Origin of the sequence: Streptomyces sp. NPDC006012 (assembly GCF_042871185.1) — a bacterium.
Lineage (GTDB): Bacteria > Actinomycetota > Actinomycetes > Streptomycetales > Streptomycetaceae > Streptomyces.
In genome coordinates this window covers 352035-376065 of sequence record NZ_JBIAIE010000002.1, presented here as the reverse complement: position 1 = coordinate 376065, position 24031 = coordinate 352035, and the positions used below count along the sequence as shown (strand labels likewise).

Annotated in this window: 13 protein-coding genes; 11 read left to right on the top strand and 2 right to left on the bottom strand. The window is 73.6% G+C overall.

The window, feature by feature from the left end; genetic code table 11:
* Positions 1-252 precede the first annotated feature (252 nt).
* The 11 genes from ACFYPJ_RS05815 (at position 253) to ACFYPJ_RS05765 (ending at position 18971) form a co-directional block, all read left to right on the top strand.
* Positions 253-1170: a hypothetical protein gene (locus ACFYPJ_RS05815; protein WP_389011036.1), complete on the top strand. Its 918-nt coding sequence runs from the start codon at positions 253-255 to the stop codon at positions 1168-1170.
* Positions 1167-6509, top strand: coding sequence for a tetratricopeptide repeat protein (locus ACFYPJ_RS05810; RefSeq protein WP_389011033.1), 5343 nt, complete (start codon positions 1167-1169; stop codon positions 6507-6509). The genes ACFYPJ_RS05815 and ACFYPJ_RS05810 overlap by 4 nt, the downstream gene beginning before the upstream one ends.
* Positions 6510-6750: 241 nt before the next feature.
* Positions 6751-8334 (top strand): alanine racemase, encoded by a 1584-nt coding sequence (locus tag ACFYPJ_RS05805; protein WP_389011030.1) that lies wholly within the window; start codon positions 6751-6753, stop codon positions 8332-8334.
* Positions 8331-9650, top strand: a complete 1320-nt coding sequence (locus ACFYPJ_RS05800; RefSeq protein ID WP_389011027.1) for a pyridoxal-phosphate dependent enzyme — start codon at positions 8331-8333, stop codon at positions 9648-9650. Before ACFYPJ_RS05805 ends, ACFYPJ_RS05800 begins: the two co-directional genes overlap by 4 nt.
* Before the next feature lie 6 nt (positions 9651-9656).
* Complete coding sequence (locus ACFYPJ_RS05795; RefSeq protein ID WP_389011024.1) at positions 9657-10865, top strand: aminotransferase class V-fold PLP-dependent enzyme; 1209 nt, start codon at positions 9657-9659, stop codon at positions 10863-10865.
* A gap of 128 nt (positions 10866-10993) precedes the next feature.
* Complete coding sequence (locus tag ACFYPJ_RS05790; RefSeq protein ID WP_389011021.1) at positions 10994-11758, top strand: class I SAM-dependent methyltransferase; 765 nt, start codon at positions 10994-10996, stop codon at positions 11756-11758.
* A gap of 149 nt (positions 11759-11907) precedes the next feature.
* The gene (locus tag ACFYPJ_RS05785) at positions 11908-12585 is read left to right on the top strand and encodes an HNH endonuclease family protein (protein ID WP_389011018.1); all 678 of its coding nucleotides are present in this window, start codon (positions 11908-11910) and stop codon (positions 12583-12585) included.
* A 347-nt stretch (positions 12586-12932) separates the two neighbouring features.
* On the top strand, positions 12933-14180 hold the full coding sequence (locus ACFYPJ_RS05780) for a choice-of-anchor A family protein (protein ID WP_389011015.1): 1248 nt from the start codon (positions 12933-12935) through the stop codon (positions 14178-14180).
* Positions 14181-14395: 215 nt separating this feature from the next.
* Positions 14396-16708: a hypothetical protein gene (locus ACFYPJ_RS05775; RefSeq protein ID WP_389011012.1), complete on the top strand. Its 2313-nt coding sequence runs from the start codon at positions 14396-14398 to the stop codon at positions 16706-16708.
* A gap of 4 nt (positions 16709-16712) precedes the next feature.
* On the top strand, positions 16713-18332 hold the full coding sequence (locus ACFYPJ_RS05770; protein ID WP_389011009.1) for an amino acid ABC transporter substrate-binding protein: 1620 nt from the start codon (positions 16713-16715) through the stop codon (positions 18330-18332).
* Positions 18333-18599: 267 nt separating this feature from the next.
* Complete coding sequence (locus tag ACFYPJ_RS05765; RefSeq protein WP_389011006.1) at positions 18600-18971, top strand: hypothetical protein; 372 nt, start codon at positions 18600-18602, stop codon at positions 18969-18971.
* Between the two features lie 214 nt (positions 18972-19185).
* Here the strand turns inward: ACFYPJ_RS05765 and ACFYPJ_RS05760 are convergent, their stop codons facing one another.
* Together ACFYPJ_RS05760 and ACFYPJ_RS05755 are read right to left on the bottom strand one after the other, a co-directional pair.
* On the bottom strand, positions 19186-19962 hold the full coding sequence (locus tag ACFYPJ_RS05760) for a barstar family protein (RefSeq protein ID WP_389011003.1): 777 nt from the start codon (positions 19960-19962) through the stop codon (positions 19186-19188).
* Positions 19963-20145: 183 nt separating this feature from the next.
* Positions 20146-24003, bottom strand: a complete 3858-nt coding sequence (locus ACFYPJ_RS05755) for a polymorphic toxin-type HINT domain-containing protein (RefSeq protein WP_389010999.1) — start codon at positions 24001-24003, stop codon at positions 20146-20148.
* Between the last annotated feature and the right edge of the window lie 28 nt (positions 24004-24031).

Genomic DNA, 24031 nt, shown 5'->3' with positions numbered 1-24031 from the left:
GCCGGCAGGCGTTCCGTGCCCGGTCACGGATCTGCGCAATCCGTAGTTCCACGGGGTTCACGCCGGCGTGCGGGTGTACGACTGCTGTGTCGGCGCCCGCAGCGGGGGAGCGGGCGCCGGCACCGCGACGGTCGGGGCAGGCGCTGCACCGCGCGGCGCGGGTCCGTCGTATGTGTGGTAATTCCGTTGATTTCCGGGGGATTCGAGTGAAGCGACACTCGTGCCCCGGCAGTGCGTGTACCGAGAGGTGTCATGGCGGAGAACGGGGTGGACGGGCCGGGCGCCCGCCGGGCGTTCGGGCGCAGGCCGCTGCTGGCGGTCGACGCGAAGGGCTACGGCGGCGTCGACACGGTGACGCAGCGCCATTTCCAGGAGGCGATCGTGCGGCTGCTGGACGAAGCAGCCGCCGCCGCCCGGCTGGACCGCGACCGGTGGCTGACCCAGGAGGGCGGGGACTCGCTGTTCGCGGTCCTGCCCGAGGGCGTCTACGAACCCGACCTGGTCGACACCTTCATGCGCAACCTGGACGCCGGTCTGCGCGCCTTCAACCGCCATCGCGAGCGGTCGGCCCGGCTCCGGCTCCGGGCGGCCGTCCACTTCGGCCCGGCCGCCCCGGGCGCGAACGGTTTCGTCGGTGCCGCGCCGGTCGAGGCCGGCCGCATCCTCGACTGCGCGGCGCTGCGCCGCGCCCTGGACGAGGCGCCGGACGCCTGCCTCGCCGTGGGGCTCTCGGCGGTCGTCTTCCGCGACGTGGTGAAGGCGGCGCACACCACCGTCCGGGAGGACGAGTTCCGGTGCGCGGCCGTCGCGGAGAAGGAGTACCGGGGAGAGGCGTGGATCTGGGTTCCGGGGGCCGGGGTACGGCGACCGGAACCGACGACGCAGGAACCGGCGACACCGGAAGCGGTGACATCGGAAGCGGTGACACCGGGCCCGGTGCCCGGCGCGGCGGAGCCGACGGCCCCGGCGGCGACCGGCCCCGGCGACAGCACTCCGGCTGAGAGCACCCCGAGCGACAGCATCCCCGCCGAGAGCCCCCCTGCCGAGACTCCGTCCCGAGGACGTCCAGGAGGCGACGTCTACACGCTGCACGTGGCGTCCGGTGGTGCGGGCGCGCAGGGCCCGGGTGCCAACGCGACCGTCAACAACACCTACGGAGGCGGACGATGACCGAGGGCCCCGCAAGCCCCCAGAGCCCCGGTGACGAGACCTCCCGTTACTACTTCGAGGCCCACACGGCGCCCGGCAGCGCGGTCTCGCAGGGCCCGGGCGCGACGGCCACCGTCAACAACATCTACGGCACCCGCCTCCCGGCGATCGAGGAGTTCCCCGCCCCGGCCGCCGCCCTGGACGCCGACTGGCTGATGGCGCAGCCCAGCCGGCTGCTGGACGCGCGCAGCCAGGTCGTGCCCTTCGTCGGCCGGGAAGCCGAGCTGGAGCGGCTGCGGCAGTGGCGGGACGCCGCCGGGCCCCGGCTGTCGGTGCTGCTGCTGCACGCGCCCGGCGGGCAGGGCAAGACCCGGCTCGCCGCGGAGTTCGCCGAACAGACCCGGGCGGCGCGCGGCGCGGGCCGGTGGCACGTCCTGCACGCCGGACTCCAAGGCGCCGTCCCCGGTCAGTCCCGCCCGCTGCACGGCATCGTGCCGCCCGGCGACGCGGCCGGCGTGCTCCTCGTCGTCGACTACGCGGACCGCTGGGCGCACAGCGAGCTGGAGAGCCTGCTGCTCTACTCCGTTCTGCACCGGCAACTGCCCACCCGCATCCTGCTGATCGGCCGTACCGTCCGCTGGTTCGCCGCGCTCCGCGCGGAACTGGGCGACCGCCGTGCCGCCGCCGCGGACCTGCCGCTTCCGGCGCTGGCCGAGGACAGGCTGCGGATGTTCACCGCTGCCCGCGACCGGTACGCGGCCGGCGACCTGTACGGCCTCGCGGACAGCGGCGGCATCGAGCCGCCCACCGTCCTCGACCACCGTGACTTCGGCCTGCCCCTCACCCTGCACATGGCCGCCCTGGTCGCCGTGGACGCCCACAAACGGGGCACGCCGCACTCCCTCTCGGAGCCGCACCAGCTGTCGGCGTACCTGCTGGACCGGGAACGCCTGGCCTGGCAGCGGCTCGTCGACGCGGGTATCCGCGGGCAGGACTACCGGACCGGGCAGTCGGTCATGGCCAAGACCGTGTTCACCGCCGTACTCACCGGGCCGGTCGGCCAGCAGACCGGGAAACGGTCGCTGCGCAGGCTTGAGCTGCCCGAGCCGCACGACCACCTCCTGGACGACCACCGGTTCTGCTACCCGCCCGTCGACCGCGGCACGGTCCTGGAACCCCTGTATCCCGACCGGCTCGCGGAGGACTTCCTCGGCCTGCTCGTCCCCGGGCACGACATCAGCTCCTACGAGCCCGACCCCTGGGCGGGCGACGCGCCCGCGACGCTGACCGCCGAGTCCGCCGGGGAACCGGACGGGCAGGCCATCCGGCCGGTCGTCGCCCCGCGCGCGGTGACCTTCCTGGCGTCGGCGGCGGCCCGCTGGGCGCACGTCGGCACGGACGTCCTGTATCCGCTGCTGCGCCGGGACCCCGGGCTGGCGGTCGCGGCCGGCAGTTCCGCCCTGACCACGCTCGCCGCCCTCGCCGACCCGAGCGGTCCGGACGACACCGTGGACGCCGCCCTGCTCGCCGTACTGGAGGCCGTCGAGACCCGGCTGCCCAAGGGCCGCGACGTCGACCTGGACATCGGCATCCTCGCGGTGACGGAAGTGCTCACCGCCCACCGGCTGCCCGCCACGACCGACCTCGCCGAGCAGGCGTACCTGCACGCCACCCTGGCCTGGCGCCGGGCCAACGCCGGCCGCCGGGAGGAGGCGCTGCCCCCGGCCGAGGAGGCCGTCCGGCTGCACCGGCGACTCGTCGAGGCCGCCCCCGAACGGCCCGACGACCCCGAACGCCTCGGCCGGCTCAGCCACCTGGCCCAGTCGCTGGAGAGCCTCGCCACCCGGCTGTCCGACGTGGGCCGCCCGGAGGAAGCCCTCTTCCTGTGCGAGGAGTCGGTGGCGATCCGCCGCCGCCTGGCCGCCGCCGACTCCGCGTACCGGCCCGCCCTGCTGCCGTCGCTGACCCATCTCGGCAACCAGTTGTCCGGCCTCGGCCGCCAGGAGGAGGCGCTGGCCGCCACCCAGGAGGCGGCCGACCTGTACCGGGAACTGGCCGCGGACGGCCCCGCCGAGCACCGGGGCGATCTCGCGCGCCAACTGGGCAACCTCAGCCTGCGGCTGCTCGAAGCGGGCCGCGCGCAGGAGGCGCTGGCCGCCATGGAGGAGACCACCGCCCTCTACCGGGAACTGGCCGCCGTCAACCCGGCCGCCGAGTCCCCCAACCTGGCGGTGGCCCTGACCAACCTCGGGCGCGCGCTGCTCGGCGCGGACCGCACCGGGGAGGGACTGGCCGTCACCCGGGAGGCGGTCGGCCTCTTCCGCGACCTGACCGCCGCCAACCCCACCGCGCACCAGCCCGACCTGGCGACGGCGCTGCTCAACCTCGGCGCGTTCCTCGCCGCAGCGGACCGCCCGAAGGAGGCGCTGGCCGCGGTCGAGGAGGCCGTGGCGATCCAGCGGCAGCTGACCGAGACCGACTTCGCGGCCCACCACCTCGGTCTGGCCAGGTCGCTGGAGAGCCTCGGCATCCGGCTGTGGAACCTGGACCGTAAGGAGCGGGCGCAGGACGTCCTCCAGGAGGCCGCCGACCTGTACCGGCAGCTGATCGTGGCGCACCCCGCCATCCACCTTCCCCGGAGCGCGGAGGAGCTGACCCGGCTGTCCTTCGCCCCGCCCGGACACGCGGAGAAGGTCTTGGCGGCCACCCGGGAGGCGGCCGGCCTGTACCGCCGGCTGGCCGAGGCAGGCCCGGACACCGACCTCGCCCCGCTGGCGTCCGAACTGTCCGGCGTCGCGGGGACCCTCACCGCGCTCGGCCGGTTCGACGACGCCGTCGCCGCCTACGAGCGGGCCGTCACCGTCCGCCTCGACACCGGCGACCAGGACGGCGCGGCGAGCCTGCTGAACGACTTCGGCAACGCCCTGGAGGAGATGGGGCGGCGCGAGGAGGCGGCCACGGCGAGCGAGCGGGCCGCCGGCCTCTTCCGCGGGATCGGCCGGCGCGACCTGGAGGCCATGGCGCTCACCAACCTCAGCCGGCTGCTGGCCCAGCTGAAGCGGGCCGACGAGGCCGCCGACGCCTCCGGGCGGGCGGCGGCCGTCTACCGGGAGACCGGCGAGCGGCACCTCGAAGCCGCCGCGCTGACCAATCAGGCGCACGCGCTGACGGCGGCGGAGCGGCACGAGGAGGTCGTCGACGTCTGCCGGCGTGCCCTCGCCGTCTTCGCGGAGAACAGCGCGGGCGGCTCGAAGGGTCCGCCGCTGTACAACCTCGGCAACGCCCTGAAGAGCCTGGGGCGGTTCGAGGAGTCCGTCGCGCCGCTGGAGCAGGCCGCGGCCGTCTACCGGGAGAAGGGCAACCCCAGCGGTGAGGCCGACTCCCTGAGCACCCTGGGCTACGTGCTGTACAACCTGGACCGGTGGCAGGAATCGGTCGCGGCCTGCGAGCGGTCGGCTGCCCTCCTGCACGAGTTGGGCGCCCGGAAACGGGAGGGCCAGGTGCTCGGCCGGCTCGGCGGCGTCCTGATCCGCGTGGAGCGGTTCGAGGAGTCCGTCACCGTCTCCCAGCGGGCCGTCGCCCTGCTGCGTGAGACGGGCGACCGGGCCGGGGAGGCCGCGGCACTGATCAACCTGGGCGGCTCCTGCGCGCACACGGGCCGGTTCGCCGAGGCCGCCGCCGCGTGCGGGAAGGCCGCCGCCCTCTACCGGGAGACGGGCGATCGGGGCCGGGAGGCGGACGCGCTGGCCAACCGCGGCGAGGCCCTGACGGAGGCGCAACGGTACGAGGAGGCCGTCGCCGTCTGCGAGCAGGCCGCCCGCCTCTACCGCGCGGTGGGCAACCGGGCGCGGGAGCACGCCCTGCTGCAACGCCTCGGTGTCAACCTCTTCTCGGCACGGCGCTACGAGGAGGCCCTTGCCGCGTACGAACGGGCGAGCACCGTCTGCCGGGAGACCGGGGATCGCGCGGACGAGGGCACTGCGCTGCTCAGCATGGGCCTCGCCCTGGTGTACCTGGAGCGGTACGAGCAGGCCGTGACGGTCTGCGAACGGGCCGTCGGGGTCAGCCGGGAGGCCGGTGACCGCAAGGGTGAGGGATCGGCCGGGGAGTGCCTCGCGGTCGCGCTGGTGCGCCTGGAACGCTTCGAGGAGGCCGTCGGGGTGCGCCGCCGGGCCGCCGCGGCGCTGCGGGCCGCGGGCGACGTCCGCGGGGAGGCCAACACCTCGGCCGAACTCGGCCAGACACTGGGGGTGCTGGACCGGTTCGCGGAATCCGTCGTGGCCAGCAAGCGGGCCGCCGAGCTGTTCCGGCAGCTCGGTGACCGCGGCCAGGAGGCGCTGGCGCTGCGCAGTGTGGGCCTCGGGTTGCAGAGCGACGGGCAGTCCGCGCCGGCCGTCACCTGGGCCTCGCGGGCCGCGGCGGTCTACCGGGAGATCGGCGACCCGCAGGGCGAGGCCGAGGCCCTGCGGACCCTGGGCGGAGCCCTGAAGGAACTGGGACGGACCGGCGAGTCCGTCACCGCCTGGCAGCAGTCCGTCGCCCGCTACCAGGAGGCGGGCGACGAGCGGGGCGAAGCCATCGCCCGCTACGCCCTCGGCGAGATCCTGCTGGAAGAGGAGCGCTACGAGGAGGCCGCCACCGCCTGCCGACGGACCGCCGACATCCTGCGCGGGGCGAACCTCCCGGTCTTCGAGGCCTCCGCGCTCCTCAATCTCGCCCGCTGCCACCAGGGTCTGGACCGGTTCCAGGAGGCCGTCCCCGCCCTGGCCCGGGCGGCCACGCTCTACGACGCCCTCGGCGACCGGGCGGGCGTGGCCAAGGCGTGTCTCGCCCTCGGCCACACGCTGCTGAAGGCGGGCCGGGCCGGGAACGCCGCCACGGCCTACACGCAGGCCGCCGCCGCATACGGCGACACCGGCAGCCGCGACGCCCAGGGCGAGGCACTGTTCCACCTCGGCAAGGCGCTGGTGCAGACGGGCCGTTACGAGCAGGCCGCCACCGCGGCGCTGCGGTCCGCCGCCGCGTACCGGATGGCGGGCAGGTCCGACAGCGAACAGCAGGCGCTCGCCGCACTCGGCGGCGAACTGGCCACCATGGGCCGGTCCGAGGAGTCCCTCCCGGTGTTCCGGCGGCTCTACGAGGTCTTCCGGGAGAGCGGGGACGGACTGCGGGAGAGCTGGGGCCTGGTCCTGCTGGCCGGCACCCTGGTGGACGCCGGGCGCTACCCGGAGGCCGTACCGGCCAACCGGCGGGCCATCGCCCGCTGCCGGGACGTGGGCAACACCGACGGCCTGCGCCAGGCCGTCAGCCAGCTGGAACTGGCCGAACAGGGCCTGCGCGGGGGTGGGAACGGGCGGTAGGAGGCGGCAGGGGGCGGGCTTTTGACTGGGGTGGGCGGGGCGAGAGGGCGGCCCGGTTGCGAGGCGTCGGATCCCCCACACCCCGCCCAGATCTGACAAGTACCGTTCACTTTCCGCCCGCTTTCGGGGTTTCCCGGAGTAATCCGATCGAGCGGCGGGAAGGGGGCTACACGGCGCACCGCGGGGAATGAGCGGCCGAGCCCGGGGACGCCGGGCCCGACATGCTGGGGGAGGGCCGGGTATGGGCGGGCAGCCCTTGTATCTCGCACCGCGGTTGGGCGAACGGCTGTCCTCGCTGCTGGACTCGCCCGGACTGCTGCACACCCTCGTGGACGCCCTCGGCTCCCCGCTGAACGTGGTCGTGCCCGATCAACTCTCCGCCAATCTGGAACAGTTCCGGTCGGTGTACGGTCGGCATCATCTGTCCGGCCAGGTGCTGTTCGCCCACAAGGCCAATCGGTCCAGCGCCCTGCTGCGGCGGCTCGCGGCCACCGGCGCCGGTGTGGACGTCGCCTCACTGGGGGAGTTGCAGCACGCGCTCGGCGCCGGCTTCACCCCGGACCGGATCACGGCCACCGGCCCGAAGAACCCGGAGTTCCTGTGGCTGGCCGCGCGCACCTCGGTCACCGTCGCCGTCGACGGCCGCGCCGAACTGGAGCAACTGGCCGCGCTGGTACGCGCGCACGCGCTGCCGCGGACGCGGGTCCTGCTGCGGCTGTCGGGATTCGAGTCGTCCGGCGTGCGCACGCTGAGCCGGCGCAGCCGGTTCGGAACACCCGTGCAGGAGCGGAAGGAGCTGCTGACGGCCGTCGAACGGCACGCCGACGCCGTGGAGTTGACGGGCGTGGCCTACCACCTGGACACCACGAGCCTCACCGAGAAGGCGACGGCCCTCGAAGGCTGTCTGCGGGTGCTGGAGGAGTGCCGCGGCAGGGGCATGCGGCCGTCGGTCGTGGACATCGGCGGCGGCTTCGGCGCCGACTACCTCGCCGACGGCGAGCAGTGGGAGCGGTACACGACCGCGCTCACCGACGCCGTCCTGGGCACCCGCCCGCCGCTGACCTGGGGCGGGCACGGCTACGGGCTGCGCAACGAGGCCGGCACGATCCGCGGGTCGCTCGGCCTCTACCCCGCCCACCGTCCGGTCGCCGGGCCGCGCTACCTCGACGAACTGCTCACCCAGCCGGCCGCGTCCTTCGGCGGCCGGCCCCTCGCCGCGCTCCTCCTTGAGCACCTCTACGACCTGCACGTCGAGCCGGGCCGCGCCCTGCTGGACCAGTGCGGGCTGACCCTGGCCCGGGTCCTGGAGGTACGCGAGCCGGAGGGCCCCGGCGGCGAACTCCTCGTACGGCTCGCGGCGAAGGCCGACGACGTGGGGCTTGAGGAGCACGGGGTACTGATGGATCCCGTCGTCGTCCCCCGGAACCGGAACCGGAACCTGGACCGGGCACGGGCGGCCATGGATCCGGCCGCCGCCCATGAGGACCCGGCGGGGGCACGCCAAGCCCTGGACGGTGATTTCGCCGCCCCGGCCGCCGAACCGGTCGCCGTCCATCTCTTCGGCACGCTGTGCCTGGAGACCGACCTGATCACCCGCCGGACGGTCTTCCTGCCGGTCCGGCCCGCGCCGGGCGACCTGCTGGCCTTCGCCAACACCGCCGGTTACTGCATGGACTTCCACGCCACGCACGCCCAGCGGCAGCCGGTCGCGCGCAAGGTCGCCGCCTGGCAGGAGGGCGGCGGATGGCGCTGGTGCCTGGACGACCAGTACTGGCCGACGACATCCCTGGGCGCGGCCGGGTACGACATGGGGGGAGTGCAGTGAGGTACGACAGCATCACCGAGGCCATCGGCAACACGCCGCTGGTGCGCATCGACCCGGCCGTGCACGGCCTGCACCACATCGACCTGTACGCCAAGCTGGAGCTGTTCAACCCGTTCGGGTCGGTCAAGGACCGGGCCGCCTGGAACATGGCGGGCCCGCGGCTGGCCGCGGCGGCGGAGCGCGGCAGCCAGGTCGTGGAGCTGTCCAGCGGCAACACCGCCAAGGCGCTGGCCGTCCTCGCCGGGATGCACGGCCTGACCTTCAAGAGCGTCACCAACCGGATGCGGGTCCCGGAGATCAAGGACCTGCTCCTGCTGCTCGGCGCCGAGATCGAGGAACTGCCCGGCCAGAGCGAGTGCCTGGACCCCACCGCCACCGACGACCCGCTGACCCTCTTCCACCGGACCCTGACGGAGCCCGGCAGCACCTATCTGCACACCGACCAGTACTTCAACCCGCGCAACGTCGAGGCCCATCTCACCGGCACCGGCCCGGAGATCGTCAAGGATCTGGACGGCCGCGCCCCGGACTTCTTCATCGCCTGCGTCGGCACCGCCGGTTCCTCCACCGGGGTCGCCCGGGCCCTGCGCGAACACGATCCCGCCGTACGGGTGGTCGGCCTGGTCGCGGCCAAGTCCGACTTCATCCCCGGCATCCGCACCATCGACGAGGCGCATCAGGTGGGCCTGTTCGACCCCGGCACCTACGACTCGATCGAGCCGGTGAACTCGGACGAGGCGATCGAGGGGATGCTCACCCTGAACCGCCGCTGCGGCATCCTGGCCGGACCCACCTCGGGCGCCGCCTACTTCGGTGCCGTACGCCGGCTGCGGGCCGCCGACACCGAGTCGGCCGAGCGGCGGACCGCCGTCTTCATCGTCTGCGACCGCGTCGAGAGCTATCTGAGCTACGTACGGCAGCGGCGCCCCGACCTGTTCGGACGGCCCCGCCGGGCCAACTCCCCAGCCGATCTCACCGAGGCGGAGATACAGGCGGCGCCCGCCGTCGGCGTCACCGACGCCCGGGCGTGGATCGCCTCCGGCGCCCCCCTGGTGGTCGACCTGCGCAGCCCCTACGCCTTCGCCGCCCTGCACATCGACGGCTCGGTCAACATCGTCGACGAGGTCTTCGCGGAACTCGTACGCGGTGGCCTGCCCTTCAGCCGCAGCCGGCCGGTGCTGCTGGCCTGCCCGGTCGGCGAGCAGTCGGCCCGCTACGCCGCGCTGCTGACGCGGATGGGCCACCCGGACGTGCGCAGCCTGGCGGGCGGCATCATCGCCTGGCGGGACGCGGGCGCCCCCCTGGTCCGGGACTGAGCGCCGATGACCAACAGCCCCGAACTCCCTTCGGACGTCAAAGAGTTGGACGAGTGGCAGCGCGCCCTGCGCGCCCAGTTTCCCATCGTCACCGCCCACCCGGACCTGGCGTACCTGGACAGCGCGGCCACCGCCCAGAAGCCCCGGCCGGTCCTCGACGCCGTGCAGACCTACCTCACCACCAGCAACGCCAACGCGGGCCGCGGCACCTATCCGTGGGCCAACCGCACCACGGCCCTGGTCGAGCAGACCCGCGACCTCGTGCGGGAGTTCCTGGACGATCCGGCGCCCGAACGGTCGGCCGTGCACTTCACCAGCGGCACCACCGAGGGGCTGCGGACCGTCGCCCGCGACTGGCTGCCCAACTTCCTGGCCGACGGCGACGAGATCGTCGTACCGGTCGCCGACCACCGGGCCAACATCGACCCCTGGACGGAGACCCAGCGGCTGCTGGCCCGGCAGGGCGTGCACGTCCGGGTCGTGGCGATGCCCTACCAGCAGGCGTCCGGCGACTACGACCACACCGCGCTCGCCCGGCTGGCCGGGCCGCGGACCCGGTTCGTCGCCGTCACCCACGTCCACCACGTCTACGGCGGCGACATGAACGTGCACCGCATCCGGGGGGCGGTCGGCCCGGACGCGGTGATCTGCCTGGACGCCGCCCAGAGCGTCGGGCACCTGCCGGTGTCCGTGGCCGGCCTGGACGTCGACTTCGTCGCCTTCTCCGGGCACAAGGCGCTGGCCCTGCCCGGCACGGGAGCGGTCTGGGCCCGGCAGGCGCGCGGCCCGGCGTTCGTCCCGGGCGGCTGGTCCGGGACGCCCAACACCGTCGGCATCGTCTCGCTGGCCGCCGCGCTGGACTGGCTGCGGGCCGCGGGCACGGACCGGATCGAACGGTGGACGGTCGCGCTGGCGGCCCGGCTCACGGACGGGCTGCGCGACCTCGACGCGTACGAGGTCGTCGGCTGCCGGACCAGCCTGGCCGCCGACTCACCGGTCCAGCGGCGCCGGGGCATCGTCACCTTCCGGCACCGCGACATCCGCTCCGGCGACCTGGGGTTCATCCTCTTCAGCCACGGCTTCATGGTCCGCTGCGACCACCACTGCCAGGGCAGTGCGGGGGAGCGGAGCGAGTCGGTGCGGGTGAGCCTGCACGTCCACAACACCGTCGAGGAGATCGAGCGGCTGCTGTCGGTCCTTGGCGCTCTCGGGTGACAGGACGTCAGCGATGCATGTAATGGAAACCGTTTCCATCTGTAGGATGCCGGAGTGGCAGGAGCGCTCACCCGAGAACGGCGTGAAGCGGCACTGAGCAGCACAGAACGGCAAGGTGGCACGAGCCGATGGGACTGAGCCTGACGACGGCCGGGAAATGGGTGGAACGCTGGGAGCTCCAGCAGCGGCGGTACGCCGTCGACCGTGAGGACCGCTTCACGGTGATCGCCGACGTCGTCGAGCACGTCACCGTGGGCCGCACGGACCGGCCCGTGGTCGTCGACCTCGGCTGCGGCCCCGGCTCGCTGGCGGCCCGGCTGGCGGACCGGCTGCCGTACGCGGAGATCGTGGCCGTGGACCGCGACCCCCTGCTGCTCGAACTGGCCCGCACCCACCACCCCGACGCGGCCCGCTACGTCGACACGGTGATCGGCGAGGACGGCTGGACGCGGGCGCTGGCCCTCGACCGCCCGCTGGACGCGGCCGTCTCCACGACCGCCCTGCACTACCTGGGCCCGGGCGCCCTGCGCCGCGTCTACCGCGACGTCGCCGCGCTGCTGCGGCCCGGCGGCGTCCTCGTCAACGGCGACCACCTCCCGCAGCACGACTCGCAGCTCGCCGAGCTGGCGGCCTGCGTGGGGCGGCGCCGGGCCGAGCGGCAGCGGGCCTTCGCCCACGAGGACTGGGCGGCCTGGTGGACGGCCGCCGCCGAGGAGCCCGAACTCGTCGGTCTGCTCGCCGAACGCAACGGCCGGCAGCCGGCCACCGGCACCGACAGCGCGGCCCGCCTCTCCCTGTCCGACCACGTCCGCCTGCTGCGCGGGGCTGGCTTCCGGCGGGCGGGCGCCGTCTGGCAGTACGGCGACAGCTGCGTCGTCGTCGCGGTCCGCTGACCCGCCGCCAGGACCCCGGCCACGGACGGCGGCCGGGGCCCCGAAAGGCGGCAGCCGGCCCGCCCGTCAGGTGAACTCAGGCATCCATCTGGCTCACTCGTTCGAGTCGATGCGCTCGAACGAGTTATACGCGGTCAATTCTGCGATGCGTGATCACTCTTCTCAGGCGTGCCGCCCTCACGGCCGTCCTCCTTCTCCTGTCCCTCGCGGTACCCGCCACCGCCCAGGCGCACGAACGGTCCGCCGAGCCGCAGACCCTCCCGATGGCGGCCGCGGTGCAGATCCTCCCGCTGGCCGCGGAGTCGCGCGACGGCTACCAGCGCACGAGCTTCAAGCACTGGAACGCGGGCGCGAACCCCACCGACGGCTGCAACACCCGGGCGGAGGTGCTCATCGCCGAGGCGGTCGAGGCGCCCACGGTGCTGCCCGGCTGCAAGCTCTCGGGCGGGCGCTGGTGGTCGTACTACGACGCCAAGTGGATCACCTCGGCCTCGGCCCTCGACATCGACCACATGGTGCCGCTCGCCGAGGCATGGGACTCCGGGGCCTCGCAGTGGACGGCACAGCGGCGCGAGGCGTACGCCAACGACCTCGGCGTGCAGACCTCCCTCGTCGCCGTCTCGGCGGCCTCGAACCGCAGCAAGGCCGACCAGGACCCGGCCCAGTGGCTGCCGCCGTCCGTCGACGCCACGTGCCGCTACACCTCGGAGTGGGTCGCGACCAAGCTCCGCTGGGGCCTGACCGTCGACACCGTCGAGGCCGACGCGCTCGCCCAGCAGGCGGAGGCCTGCCCCGGCACCACCGTGACCTACCGACCCGCCCCGTAACCGGGCGGCCCGGCCCCGCCCGGCACCCGACCGGGCGGGGCCGCGCCGTATAGCTGCCCCTGCTCCGCGCGCGCCCGGTGCTCCCGATGGCGGGCACAGTTCACGCCTGCCGGTGACAGGAGGCCCCTGACCGACCCAATGCCGGATGGCGCGAGGGTGGGCGGTACGCCGCAAATCGAGACTGCGGGCATGAGAAAACGCACCAACCGTACTGTCGAGAGCCTTCGGCGCCGCGCGAGATCCGTGCGGCTGGCCGGGGCCGTGGCGGTCCTGGCCGTGCCGGTCCTGCTCCTCGGCCCCGGCACCGTCCCGGCGTTCGCCGCACCGCTCCCGGGAGGGCTCGGCCCGTGCGTTCCCGGAAGCTGCCCCGACCCCTTCCCCGGAGTGGGCAACGGCCCGATCGCCGGCCGGGACGAACGATCGACATCTTCGTCGGCGACGACTTCCGGGTCCGGGGCGCCGCGGCCGAGGCCGAGGGCCGCGTCGTCGTCCTGGACGCCACCGCCCCGTACGCGGACCTGCGCGACGACCTCACCGACGCGAGCGACTGCTACGCGCGGGTGGACGGAGCGTCGCGGACCCCCACCGGCACGGCCGTCAACCAGGGCGAGCGGACCCTGTTCACCGGCGACGGCACCTCGCCGCTCCAGGTCTTCAACGTGGACTTCGACCTTCAGGGGCCGACCGGCGGCCAGCAGGGTGTCGCCTTCGCGAACATCCCGGACGGCGCGACGATCCTCGTGAACGTCCTGGGCGCGAACCGCACCATCAACACCTACAGCGGCGGCATCGACGACACCACCGACCCGCTCAACGCCTACCGCGAGCGGCTGCTGTGGAACATCCCCGACGCCGCCACGGTGGACCTGATCGGCACCGGACAGTTCCAGGGCAGCTTCCTCATCGGCAACCAGGCGTCGAGCACGACGGTCAGCCTGCCGGGCATCAACGGGCGCTTCTTCACCACCGGTTCGCTCACCCACACCTCCGCCGCCACCGGTGGCGGCGGCCAGGAGTTCCACGCCTATCCGTTCACCGGGGACCTGCCGGAGTGCGGCGGCACCGTGCCGCCGACGACCGGCCAGGTGCGGGTGGCGAAGACGGACTCCGAGACCGGTGCGACGCTCTCCGGCGCGACCTTCCAGCTGTGGGAGGAGACCAACGGCGTGCCGGGCCTCCAGACGAGCGGCACGGACCCGGACACCCGGGTCGGCGCCGCGTGCACCACGAACGCCGCGGGCCTGTGCTCGTTCGGCAGCCTGGAGCACGGCACCTACTACCTCCGCGAGACCGCCGTACCGGACGGCTACGACCTGCCCGCCGATCCGGTCAGCGGCCCGTACGTCGTCAGCGCCGGCCAGGAGACCGTGACCGCCCGGCTCGACAACAGCCGTGAGGAACAGCCCTGCGAGCACGGGAACTACGGCGACGAGGGCTACGGCGACAAGGGCCACGGCGACGGGAAGTACGGGGACGACAAGTACGGCAGCGACAAGCCGGGCGACGACACGTACGGCGACGACACGTACGGGGACGGGAAGAACGGCGACAAGGGCCATGGCTATGGGGGACAGGGCACCTGCCCTGACTCCTAGCGCCACCTGGCGGCCTGGCCGCCTCGCGTCCGCGGGCCGGCGGACACGGGGCGACCAGGCCGTTCGCATGATCCGCGACGCACCGGCTCGTCCACTATCGCCAACTTCCCTTCCGTAAAGCGTCGTTTTCCGAACAGAAGGCTTTATGGTCCACTAATCTCCTTCACCACATCGGTCACCCCGCTCCCGGGCGGGAGAGCAGCCACGAGGGATCCGTGTGTGAAGACCTGGGGTTCGAAAGACTCCTCAGTGAGGAGGGCTTCTTCGCGCGTCTGCTCGGCAGGTCGCCGTCGGGCGGCGGCCGGGAGCCGCTGTACGGCGCCGACCTTCCCGTGGTGCTCCTCACCGGCGGGCCGGGCATGGGCAAGGGACGGCTGCTGCGCGCGGTCCGGGACTCGTTCGCCACCAAGGTGCCGGTGATCCACCTGGACTGCGCCTCGCCGGTGTACGCGGACCGCGCGGAGCCGGAGCCGGGCGCCCGTTCGGCCGCCACCGAGGCGCTGGTCGAGGTCGCCCGGCGGCTGTCCACCTGGCAGGGGACGGGCGGTTCGTTCGCCTTCCCGCGGTTCTTCACGGGCCTCGCGATGATCGCGACCGGTGTCACCGGGGGTACCCCGGACGCGGTCGCCGCGGAGGTCGAACGCTACGAGGAACTGCCGCAGAAGCAGCGTTTCCGCGGCCTGGGGGCGGGTGACTTCTGGCGGGGCGTGCTGCGCGGAGCCATCCGGAACCTCCTGACGACCCTGTCCGGGCAGACCCTCGACCCGTACTCGGCCTCGGTGAGCACCGCCCTGCTCGACGCCCTCTTCGCCGGCCTGGCCCCCCGGGGCAGGGCGGAACTGGCGCGGATCTACGGCGCGTACCCCGGCGCCGCCGGCCAGCCGGAGCACGGACTGCGCGGCCTCGCCGCCGACTTCCAGGCCGGCGGGGACGAACGGGAACTGGCGGAGAGCTTCCTGTTCCGGGCGCTGCGCCAGGACATCGAGGCGGCGTACGCGTCGGCGTCCGGCTGGCTGCGCCGGGTCGGCCGCCCGGGGCTGCTCCTGGACCACGCCGAGGCACCGCTCGGGGAGCAACTGCTGCGCGCCGTGCTCACCGACCGCAGGGGCGGGCAGCGCGACCGGGTGGTGGTCGTGGGCACGGCACGCCGGGCGGACGGCGGCGCGTTCCTGTACGGGGGTCTGCCGCCGCGTGAGGTGCCGGCCCCGGCGGAGTTCCGGCCCGCCGACGGCGGACCGCCCGAGTGGTCCCCGCGCACCGGCGCGGAGGCGGACCGGGCGCCGCTGGCCGGCGGGGTGCTCCTGCTGCGGATGCCCTTTCTCACCGGCGACCAGCTCCGCCGGGAGACCGAGCGCGTCCAGCGGCCCGCTCAGCCGGAACACGGCGCGAACCGTCGCCGTATGGACGCCGCCGTGGCCCGGCTGAGCGGCGGACGGCCGCACACGGTGATCCGGCTGGCCGCCGCGGCGGCCGCCTTCCGGATGCCGGCGGACGCCAACGACCGGGAGATCCTGGACGCCCCGCTGCGGCTGACGGGTGACGGCGTCCCCGAACGGCCGGTCGCGGACGTCCTGCTCCAGGAGCTGATAATGGAGCAGCTGCCGGTGCGGCTGCCGGCCGAGCACCACGACCAGTGGCTGGACCTGCTCACCCATCTGTCGGTGGCGCACGACAAGGAGTGCGCGGACGTCCTGCTCCGCCACCACCAGTCCGGCCACGTGCACCGCCTGACCGCACACCATGTCGCGCGGCTGCTCACCGACACCGGATGGCCCAGCTGCGAGCGGCACTTCATCGGGGACTTCGGGCTGCGCCAGCTGCTGGTGCACCGGCTGTACGGGCTGCGCCCCGACGGCGCCGCCTGGTACGCCGACCACCACCTGCTGCGGGACCACTACACGGCACGGGTGGCGGCCGCGGGACGTACGGGCGGGGGACCCGCGGCGGACGGCGGCGGACGTACGGGGGACGGGGGACGCACGGCGGGCACCGGACCTGTGACCGGCACCGGTTCCGCGACGCACGCCGGTTCCGCGACGCACACCGGATCCGGGGCGGACGCGGACGCGCCGGACGGCGCGGCCTTCCGCTCGGTCGTCGCCCACCGGATGAACCACCACCTGGTGTCCGGCGGGGTGGACGACGTGGTCCGCTACCTGGCCGCCACGCTGCCCGGCCGGCCCGAGGAATGGTGCGCGGAGCTTCTGGAGATAGCCCAGGCGCCGTATCCGGGCGGAGCGGACACCCGCCGGGAGCGCGCCCGGGGCCTGGTGGCGGCGGAGGGACCGGCGCTGCGCCGCACGGTCGACCAGTTGCTGCACGCGGTCTGGCTGTGCGAGGAGCGGACCAGGCCGACCGGCCGGGAGACGGCCCGCACCCTGGCCAAGCTGCTGGACCTCCTCTCGATCATGGAGTTCGACGGCGCCGGTCAACTCGGCAGGACGGCCACCGAGTGGAGCGGACTGGCGGAGAACGAGCAGCCCTTGCTCCGCTGCACCTGCACCGATCAGCTCGGCCGAAGGAGATGACGGGATGCCCAGGTGGAAGAAGTTCCTCTACACGATGCTGGTCGCGGTGGTGGCCGTGGCCGTGGGCTGGTTCGGCTGGTCCTTCCTGCACCGGCCGGACACCTGCCACCAGGGGGTCGAACGGATCGGCGGTGAGTGCATAGGCGTCGACGGCGCAGGCTACGACTTCGGCACCCCGGAGATCTCCGCCGTGGCCCGGGCCATCGCTCAGCAGAACAAGAAGGTCGAGGGCCAGCCCCATGTGACGGTGGCGGTGATGCTGCCGCTCCAGTCGGACCAGGCCGCGCTGCGGCGGCAGATGCGCAGCGACCTCCAGGGCGCGTACCTGGGGCAGCTGGCGGCCAACGAGGGCGAGGGGGAACCGCCGAAGATCCGGCTGGTGCTGGCCAACCCCGGCCAGGACTACAGCCACCAGTCCACGGTCGTGGACACCTTGCTGCGCATGGCCGACTCGCCCAAGGACCGGCTGCGCGCCGTCACCGGCTTCAACCTCAGCCTCGACGCGACGGAGGAGGCCGTCGCGCGGCTGACCGAACACAAGGTTCCGGTGCTCGCCTCCCGGATCAGCGGGGACCGGATAGCGAACGCGGACGGGACGGACGGCATGGTCAAGCGGCGCTTCAACGGCCTGGCCCGGATCATCCCCACCAACTACGACGCGACCCGGGCGCTGGCCAACTTCAACGGGGAACGGGGCCGGGAGAACCGCAGGACGGTGCTGGTCCACGACACCCGCCCGGACAGCTACGTCGAATCGCTGACGAAGGCGTTCAGCGGGATCGAGGAGACGGGCCCGCCCGGTCCCGCCGCGATGTCGTTCGAGTCCCCGGCGATCGACAAGGCGGGTTGGACCGGCAACCAGTTCACCCAGACGGCCAACAACATCTGCGACTCGCAGGCCGACACCGTCTACTTCGCCGGGCGCACGCTGCACCTGCGGATCTTCGCGCTCAAGCTCGCCGCGGTGGGGTGCGACGACCGGCACTACACCATCATCAGCGGTTCGGACGCCGCCTCGCTCCAGCAGGCCATGACGGAGAAGGACTGGGCACAGCTGCGCGGCGCGGACGGCAAGGCGAAGGTGACGGTGCAGTACGCCGCCCCCGCGCACCCGGACGCCTGGACCACCGAACTGACGGCCTGGAAGGCACGGTGGGAGGCGGCCCACCACCGCGAGCCCACCGCGGGCGAGCTGCCCCAGTACCTCACCGAGCCCAAGGCGGCCCTGGACCGGCTGGAGAAGCTGATCGAGACCACCCGCCGCGCGGGCACGGACCTCGGCCCCGCCCCGGACCTGACGGACTCCCGGACCATGCTCGTGTACGACGGCCTGGTCACCATCGGCACGGCACTGCACCAGGCGCCGAGCGGCGCCGCCGGGACGGCGCCCGCTCTGGCGGACGTCGGCCGGGAGTGGTCGCAGCTCCAGTCCCGGCACCGGGTGCAGGGCACGAGCGGCCTGATCTGCCTGACCAGCGGCGGGAACCCGTACGACAAACCGGTCGCGGTGGTCGAGCTGGATCCGAGTCAGAAGGGCAAGGGCACGCTGAAGTTCGTCGGCCTCGGCTGGCCCACCGGCCGGGCCCAGCCGAAGAACTGCGTGATCCCCAGCAGCACCCCCTGAGGGCCTCCCCTGCGCGCACCCGCTGATCGCGTCCCCTGCGCGGCGCCCCGTACCGGTCATCGGTCCCGGTTCCCGGTCCCGGTCCGTCCTCCCGGTCCGGGTTCGTCCTGCCGTGCGGGTGGGTGCGCCTGCTGCATTGGCGGCACCTGCGTCACCGGGCCGGGTGACTGCGCTGTCGGCTACCGGATATTCCGGATAAGTGTGATAAATGCATCCGGTGATTCGGCGACTCCGGGCCGTCACCACAGCTGGCAGGAGGACCAATCGATGAACCCCACCCTGAAGCGCCTGCTCGGCGCGACCGCGGCGGTGGCCACCGGCGCCACCGTCATGCTCGGCACCGGTGCCGGCACCGCCGACGCCGCCGGCCGTGTCCGCGTGCACTGCGACCGCGCCGAGCGGCCCCTGTGGAGCGAGGGACCCAGCCGCAACCTGACCGCGCACGGCTGCGACCTGCCGAAGGACAAGCGCCGCTGGTACGTCGTCGAGATCGACAACCTGGCACAGCCCGACTACAAGACGGACTACCTGAACGGAGGGGTCAGCAAGACCGGGACCCTGCGCAAGAAGACCCTCAGCTGCATGGGCTACACGTCCGAGAAGGGCACGGTGAACTGGTTCGGCTGCCCGCCCCGCTGACCCCGTACGCCGCAGGAGTCCCGTTCCACAAAGTGCGGGCACGGCCGGCGGAGAGGGGGTGCGCGGCGAGCGGTCCGCACGGAACGACGACGGGGTCCTGGTCCTCGGCCCGGGCCCCGGCCATCGGCAGTCCGGGCCCGCCCGAGCCGCCCGCGCCCTCCCCCGCCCTTCGCCCGTGCCGGCCCGGCAGCGCCATGCCCGTACCCCGGAGCGCTCAGTCGCTGCGCACCGTCACGCCGCACTCGCCGAGCAGGCCGAGCACCTGACCGGTGAAGTCGGCCCCCAGCGCGGCACGGGACGCCGCCTGCTCCCGCCACACCAGCTCGAACGGCGCCGTCCCGTCGGCCCGCGCCGTTCGCAGGCAGTCGAAGAGGGCGTCCAGGTTGGAGCCGAAGTACCCCCGGGGGCCGTTGGCCGCCTCGCCCAGGGCGCAGTAGAAGGCGTCCCTGCCGGTGATCAGCGAGCCGTCCAGCTCCACCGTCCCGCCGCCCCGGTAGCGGGTCGCCCGCCGGCCGGTGGTGAACCACGAGGTCTGTACGACGTGCAGCCAGCTCTCCTGCCAGCCGGCCGGAACGCGCGCCCATTCGCCGGACTCCACCGGACCCGCGCCCGCCCATCTCTTCCAGATCCGGCCGGCCTCGGGAAACTCCTCGGTGAATCCGAAGAAGTCGTACGGCACTTCCGGATTCCGCTCGTCGTTCACGTCGGGCGTTCGGGAGCGGGCCGCCCTGACCCGGCCGAGGTAGTACGCGCCGATCCGCTCGCCGTGTCGGTCGACCACCTGCAATTCGGCTTCCTCCGTTTTTCCGCGGCCCGTGCCCAGGTGCTGCACCCCGGTGAAGGTGACCAGGTCAGGAGGGGTCTGATCGGGGTCGACGAAGAAACCGAGAATGTCCTCGGCCCTCAGTAGAACGGTCTGCGACTGCTGGTCGACCAGTCGAAAGGGAAGGTTTTCAGAACCCCCGGAACTCTCAGAACCCTTGGCTTCCACGTCGTCCTTTCCGAACCCCGCAAGGGCCACCGGTCATGCGCGAAAGCCCCGGGCGGGGCGAGCCGAATACGATACCGGTATCGCCGAACCACAGACGATACGCCACGCGCATTCAACTCGCCGCCGCCCGAGGCGTGTTGCTACGGAAGGCCTGAATCCTCGGGCTTCAGCCCGAGGTGCAAGTCACTTCTTCCAGCCCCAGTCAGGGAAGTGCGGGGCCGTGAACCGCTGGATCTTCTTGTAGTGGGTCGACGTCCAGCCGATCATCTCGATCCCGTTCGGCAGGGTCTTCACCAGGATCCGCTCGTTGTCCGCAGCGCCGGGAACCGCGTATTCCCGGGCCCCTGCCCACTTCGGCCACTCGATGCCCTGGTAGGTGTCGTGCGAGACGAGCCTGCCTTCCTTGTAGAGGTCGTAGGCCGCGGCGATCTCGTTGCTCATGCCCTTCGGCAGCTTGTCGGACAGCCGGCCGTTGGGGCACCTGTCGTTGTGCACCAAGACGGGCGTGCGGCCCGCCAGCACGTAGTACGAGTGGAGTTCGGCGACCGTCAGGTTGTGCACCCGCTGGTCCGGGACGGCCCGCTCGCTCACCGCGCCGACCGGCACCTGCGCGCCCGGCGGCGTCCGCAGCCGCTTGCCCGGGGCGAGATCCGCCGCCTCGGTCCAGGCGCCGGAGTCCGCCGCCCAGAACTGGTGCTTGTCCGTGGCGGTGACGCTGCCGCCCCTGCCCGCGCCGGCCCCGGGGACCGTCACCTTCACCAGGTTCTTGGCCCCGCGACTGGTGATGGTGTTCACGACCGGTTCGGCCCGGGTACGCCCGGTCGCCGGATCGGTGGCCACCACCCGGTCGCCCACCTGGACGTCCTCGATGGCCTTGGTGCGGCCACCGGCGAGCAGCACCCGGGTGCCCGGGACGAAACTGCTCTTGCCGCAGGGCGAGCGCTTGAGGAACTTGAACTTCAGGGCGGCGAGGGCGAGATCGTCCAGGCAGGTCAGGGACTTGCCGGTCAGGCACTTCTCGATCTCGTCGGCGCCCACGTACCAGGCGATGAGACGGTCGAGGTAGGTGCTGCTGATGCAGCCCATGCCGCCGGCGCCGTCACCGCCGCAGACCAGCAGGACGTCACCGGACTTCCAGTCCTCGTTGCCGATGACGTACTGGCTGCGGTACTCCACGAGCCGCTTCTCCAGGGACCTGCGCAGCTCGTCGTCCGACAGCGGCTTGCTGGTCTGCTGGGCCTCCTCCTCGAGCTGCGCCTTCAGCTCCGCCACCAGTTTGTCCGCCGCGATCTTCATGGCGTCCGTGGCCGCCGCCGCGGCGGCCACGGCGTCCTTGCCCGCGGCCTCCGCGGAGATCCCGGCCTGGTACGCGGAGATGCCCGCCTGGTAGGCGTAGTCCCCGGCGACCGCGGCGGAGTGCTCGGCCCGCTCGGCGGAGTGCGCCGCGGACCGGGCGGCGTTCTGCGCAGAGGCCGCCGCATCGCGGGCGGTACGGGCCGACTCGGCCGCTTCGGCCGCGGACTTGGCGGCCTTGTCGGCCGACGCGTCGGCCTGCTGCGCGTAGCCGGCCGCCTGGTCGGCGGACTGCTGCGCCTTGTTCGCCCAGGAGACGGCCTCCTGGGCGTTCTTGCGGGCCTCGGCGGCCAGCTTCTGCGCCAGCGCTGCGTCCTTCTGCGCCAGCGACGCCGACTTGTACGCCGCTTGCAGGAGCGTGTTGACCTCGGCGATGTGGGCGGCCGCGTTGGCGTCCCGCTGCCGCGCCTTGTACAGGCCGATCTCCAGGAACGTCCGCAGACCGTCCGGCGGGCCGGACAGCGCCGCCTGCGCGGCGGCCTGCACCTCGGGGCCGCCGGTGGCCAGCGCCTGGGCGACGGTGACCCGGTCGTCGTCCTCCCGCGCCGCGTACTGGCCTCGCTCCAGGAACTCGACGACGTCCGCGGGTGTGCCGTCGAGGGCCTTGCTCGCGGCCGCCTTCACCCCGGGACCGCCCTCGGAGGCGATCTTCGCCGCCGCGACCCGGTCGTCGTCCTCCTTGCCCGGGTAGGCGCGGGTGTGCAGGAACTCCCGTACCTGCTCGACGGGCTGGTCCAGCGCGGCGAGGGCGGCCTGCTGCTGCGCGGGAATCCCGGTGGTGGCGGCGATGTGGGCGACGCTGGCCCGGTCGTCCTGCTCCACGGCCACCGGGAGCCGGGTCCGCACGAACTCGCCGACCTCGGCGTCGTCGCCGGACAGGGCGTTCTCCGCTGCGTCGCTCACCCAGGTGCCGCTGCCCATCAGGTTCAGGGCCGCCTGCCGGCCCTTGGCCGCGGTGACCGCCGGGTCCGAGGACGCCGCCGCGTCCGTGACCAGCGTCCTGGTCTGCGCGTCCAACTCCTCCAGCTTGCCGATCTCGTACTTCTTCTCGGCCTGCTTCGCCTCGTAGACCGCGTTGGCCTCTTCGGCGGCGAGGACGGCCTCCTGCTGCTGCTGGGCCAGCCGCTCCGCGTCCGCCTTGCGGGCCAGGTCGATCACGTCCGCCGCCTGCTCGGCCGCCGTCGTCGCGTTGTTCGCCGACTCCGTCGCCGCGTTGGCCGCCGCGGTGGCCGCCGCCGCGGCGTCGACCGCGTGGCCCGCCTCGTCGGCGGCCTTGTCGGCAGCGGTCGCGGCGGCCTCGGCGTGGGCTGCCGCGGCGTTGGCCGCGTCCCGGGACTGCCGGGCCGCGACCGCGGCCTGGTTGGCGTTGGCCTGGGCGCTGTTGGCCGCCCGCGAGGCCTGGTCCGCCAGCCGCTTGGCCCGCGCCGCCGCCGCGGCGGCCTTCGTGCCCTGCGCGCCCGCCTCCACGGCCCACCGGTCGGCGTCCGCCGCGGCTGCCGCTGCCGCCGCCGCGTTCATCCCCGCGCTCGCCGCGGCCCCGGCCGCCTTCGCCGCGTTGTCGGCCGCGACACCCGCCTGGTCAGCGGCGTCCGCCGCCTTCTTGGCGCCCTTCGCGGCGTCCCGCGCCTTCTGCGCGGCCTGCCGTGCCTGCGCCGCCTGAGCCGCGTCACCCGCCGCCGCGGCGGCTGCCGACCGGGCCGTCGAGGCGGCTCCGCCGGCCTTGCTCGCGGCGTAGGCCGCCTGCGCCGCGGCGGTCGCCGCCACCCGTGCCGTCTCGTTCGCTGCCGCTGCCGCCGCCACCGCCGTACGCGCGGACTGCGCGGCCCGGTCGGCGGCGGCCGCCGCGCGGGACGCCGCCGCCGCGGCCTTCCCGGCGGAGTCCTTCGCCGCCTGCGCCTCCTGCGCCGCCTCCAGGGCCGCCGCCTTGGCCGCCTTCGTCGCCGCCTCGGCCTTGGCCGCCTCCTCCTTGGCCGTCTCGGTCAGCTCGGCGGCCCGCTTGCGCGCCGTGTCGGCCAGATCCGCCAGCTGAGAGACCGTCAGCGTCTCTTGGTCCCGGGCCGCCGCGACCTGCCAGCCGTCGTCGAGGAACTCCTCCAGGTCGTCGGCGGAGCCGTCCAGCGCCTGCCCGGCCAGCAGCTTCACGTTCGTACCGCCGGTGGCCAGCAGCCGGGCCACCTGCACCCGGTTGTCGTCCTCGCGGGCCGCGTACTGGCCGCTCTGGAGGAACGCCTCCTGGTCGTCCGACGTGCTGTCCAGCGCCGTACTGCCGGCCGCCGTCACACTCGGGCCGCCGGTCGCCATCACCGTGGCGACCTGGACCCGCAGGTCGTCCTCGTAGGCCGGCTCGTAGTTCTCGTTCAGGAACGCCTGGAGTTCGGTGGCGCCGCCGCTCAGCGCCGTGCCGGCCGCCGCCCGCACGCTGGGCCCGCCCAGCGACATGACCTGCGCGACCTGCACGCGCAGGTCGTCCTCCCAGATGTCAGGCAGGTCCTGGGTCATGAAGTTCTGGATGTCGTCGTCGGACCCCAGCAGGGCGACCGCGGCGGCCTCCTTCACGCCGGGGCCGCCGTACTTCCACGCCTCCACGACGTCCGCCCGGTCGAAGGGCGGTTCGTCCTCGGAGGCCGCCGTCGCCGGGCGCGACTCGGCGCCCAGCACCAGCAGCAGCGCGGTCAGCGCGGCCGTCAAACCGCGCCACCAGGGCCCGGTTCTCCAT

Bases quoted from the DNA above. Each gene is read 5' to 3' on its own strand.
- ACFYPJ_RS05815 (WP_389011036.1), top strand. From the start codon at position 253: ATGGCGGAGAACGGGGTGGACGGGCCGGGCGCCCGCCGGGCGTTCGGG.
- ACFYPJ_RS05810 (WP_389011033.1), top strand. From the start codon at position 1,167: ATGACCGAGGGCCCCGCAAGCCCCCAGAGCCCCGGTGACGAGACCTCC.
- ACFYPJ_RS05805 (WP_389011030.1), top strand. From the start codon at position 6,751: ATGGGCGGGCAGCCCTTGTATCTCGCACCGCGGTTGGGCGAACGGCTG.
- ACFYPJ_RS05795 (WP_389011024.1), top strand. From the start codon at position 9,657: ATGACCAACAGCCCCGAACTCCCTTCGGACGTCAAAGAGTTGGACGAG.
- ACFYPJ_RS05790 (WP_389011021.1), top strand. From the start codon at position 10,994: ATGGGACTGAGCCTGACGACGGCCGGGAAATGGGTGGAACGCTGGGAG.
- ACFYPJ_RS05770 (WP_389011009.1), top strand. From the start codon at position 16,713: ATGCCCAGGTGGAAGAAGTTCCTCTACACGATGCTGGTCGCGGTGGTG.
- ACFYPJ_RS05765 (WP_389011006.1), top strand. From the start codon at position 18,600: ATGAACCCCACCCTGAAGCGCCTGCTCGGCGCGACCGCGGCGGTGGCC.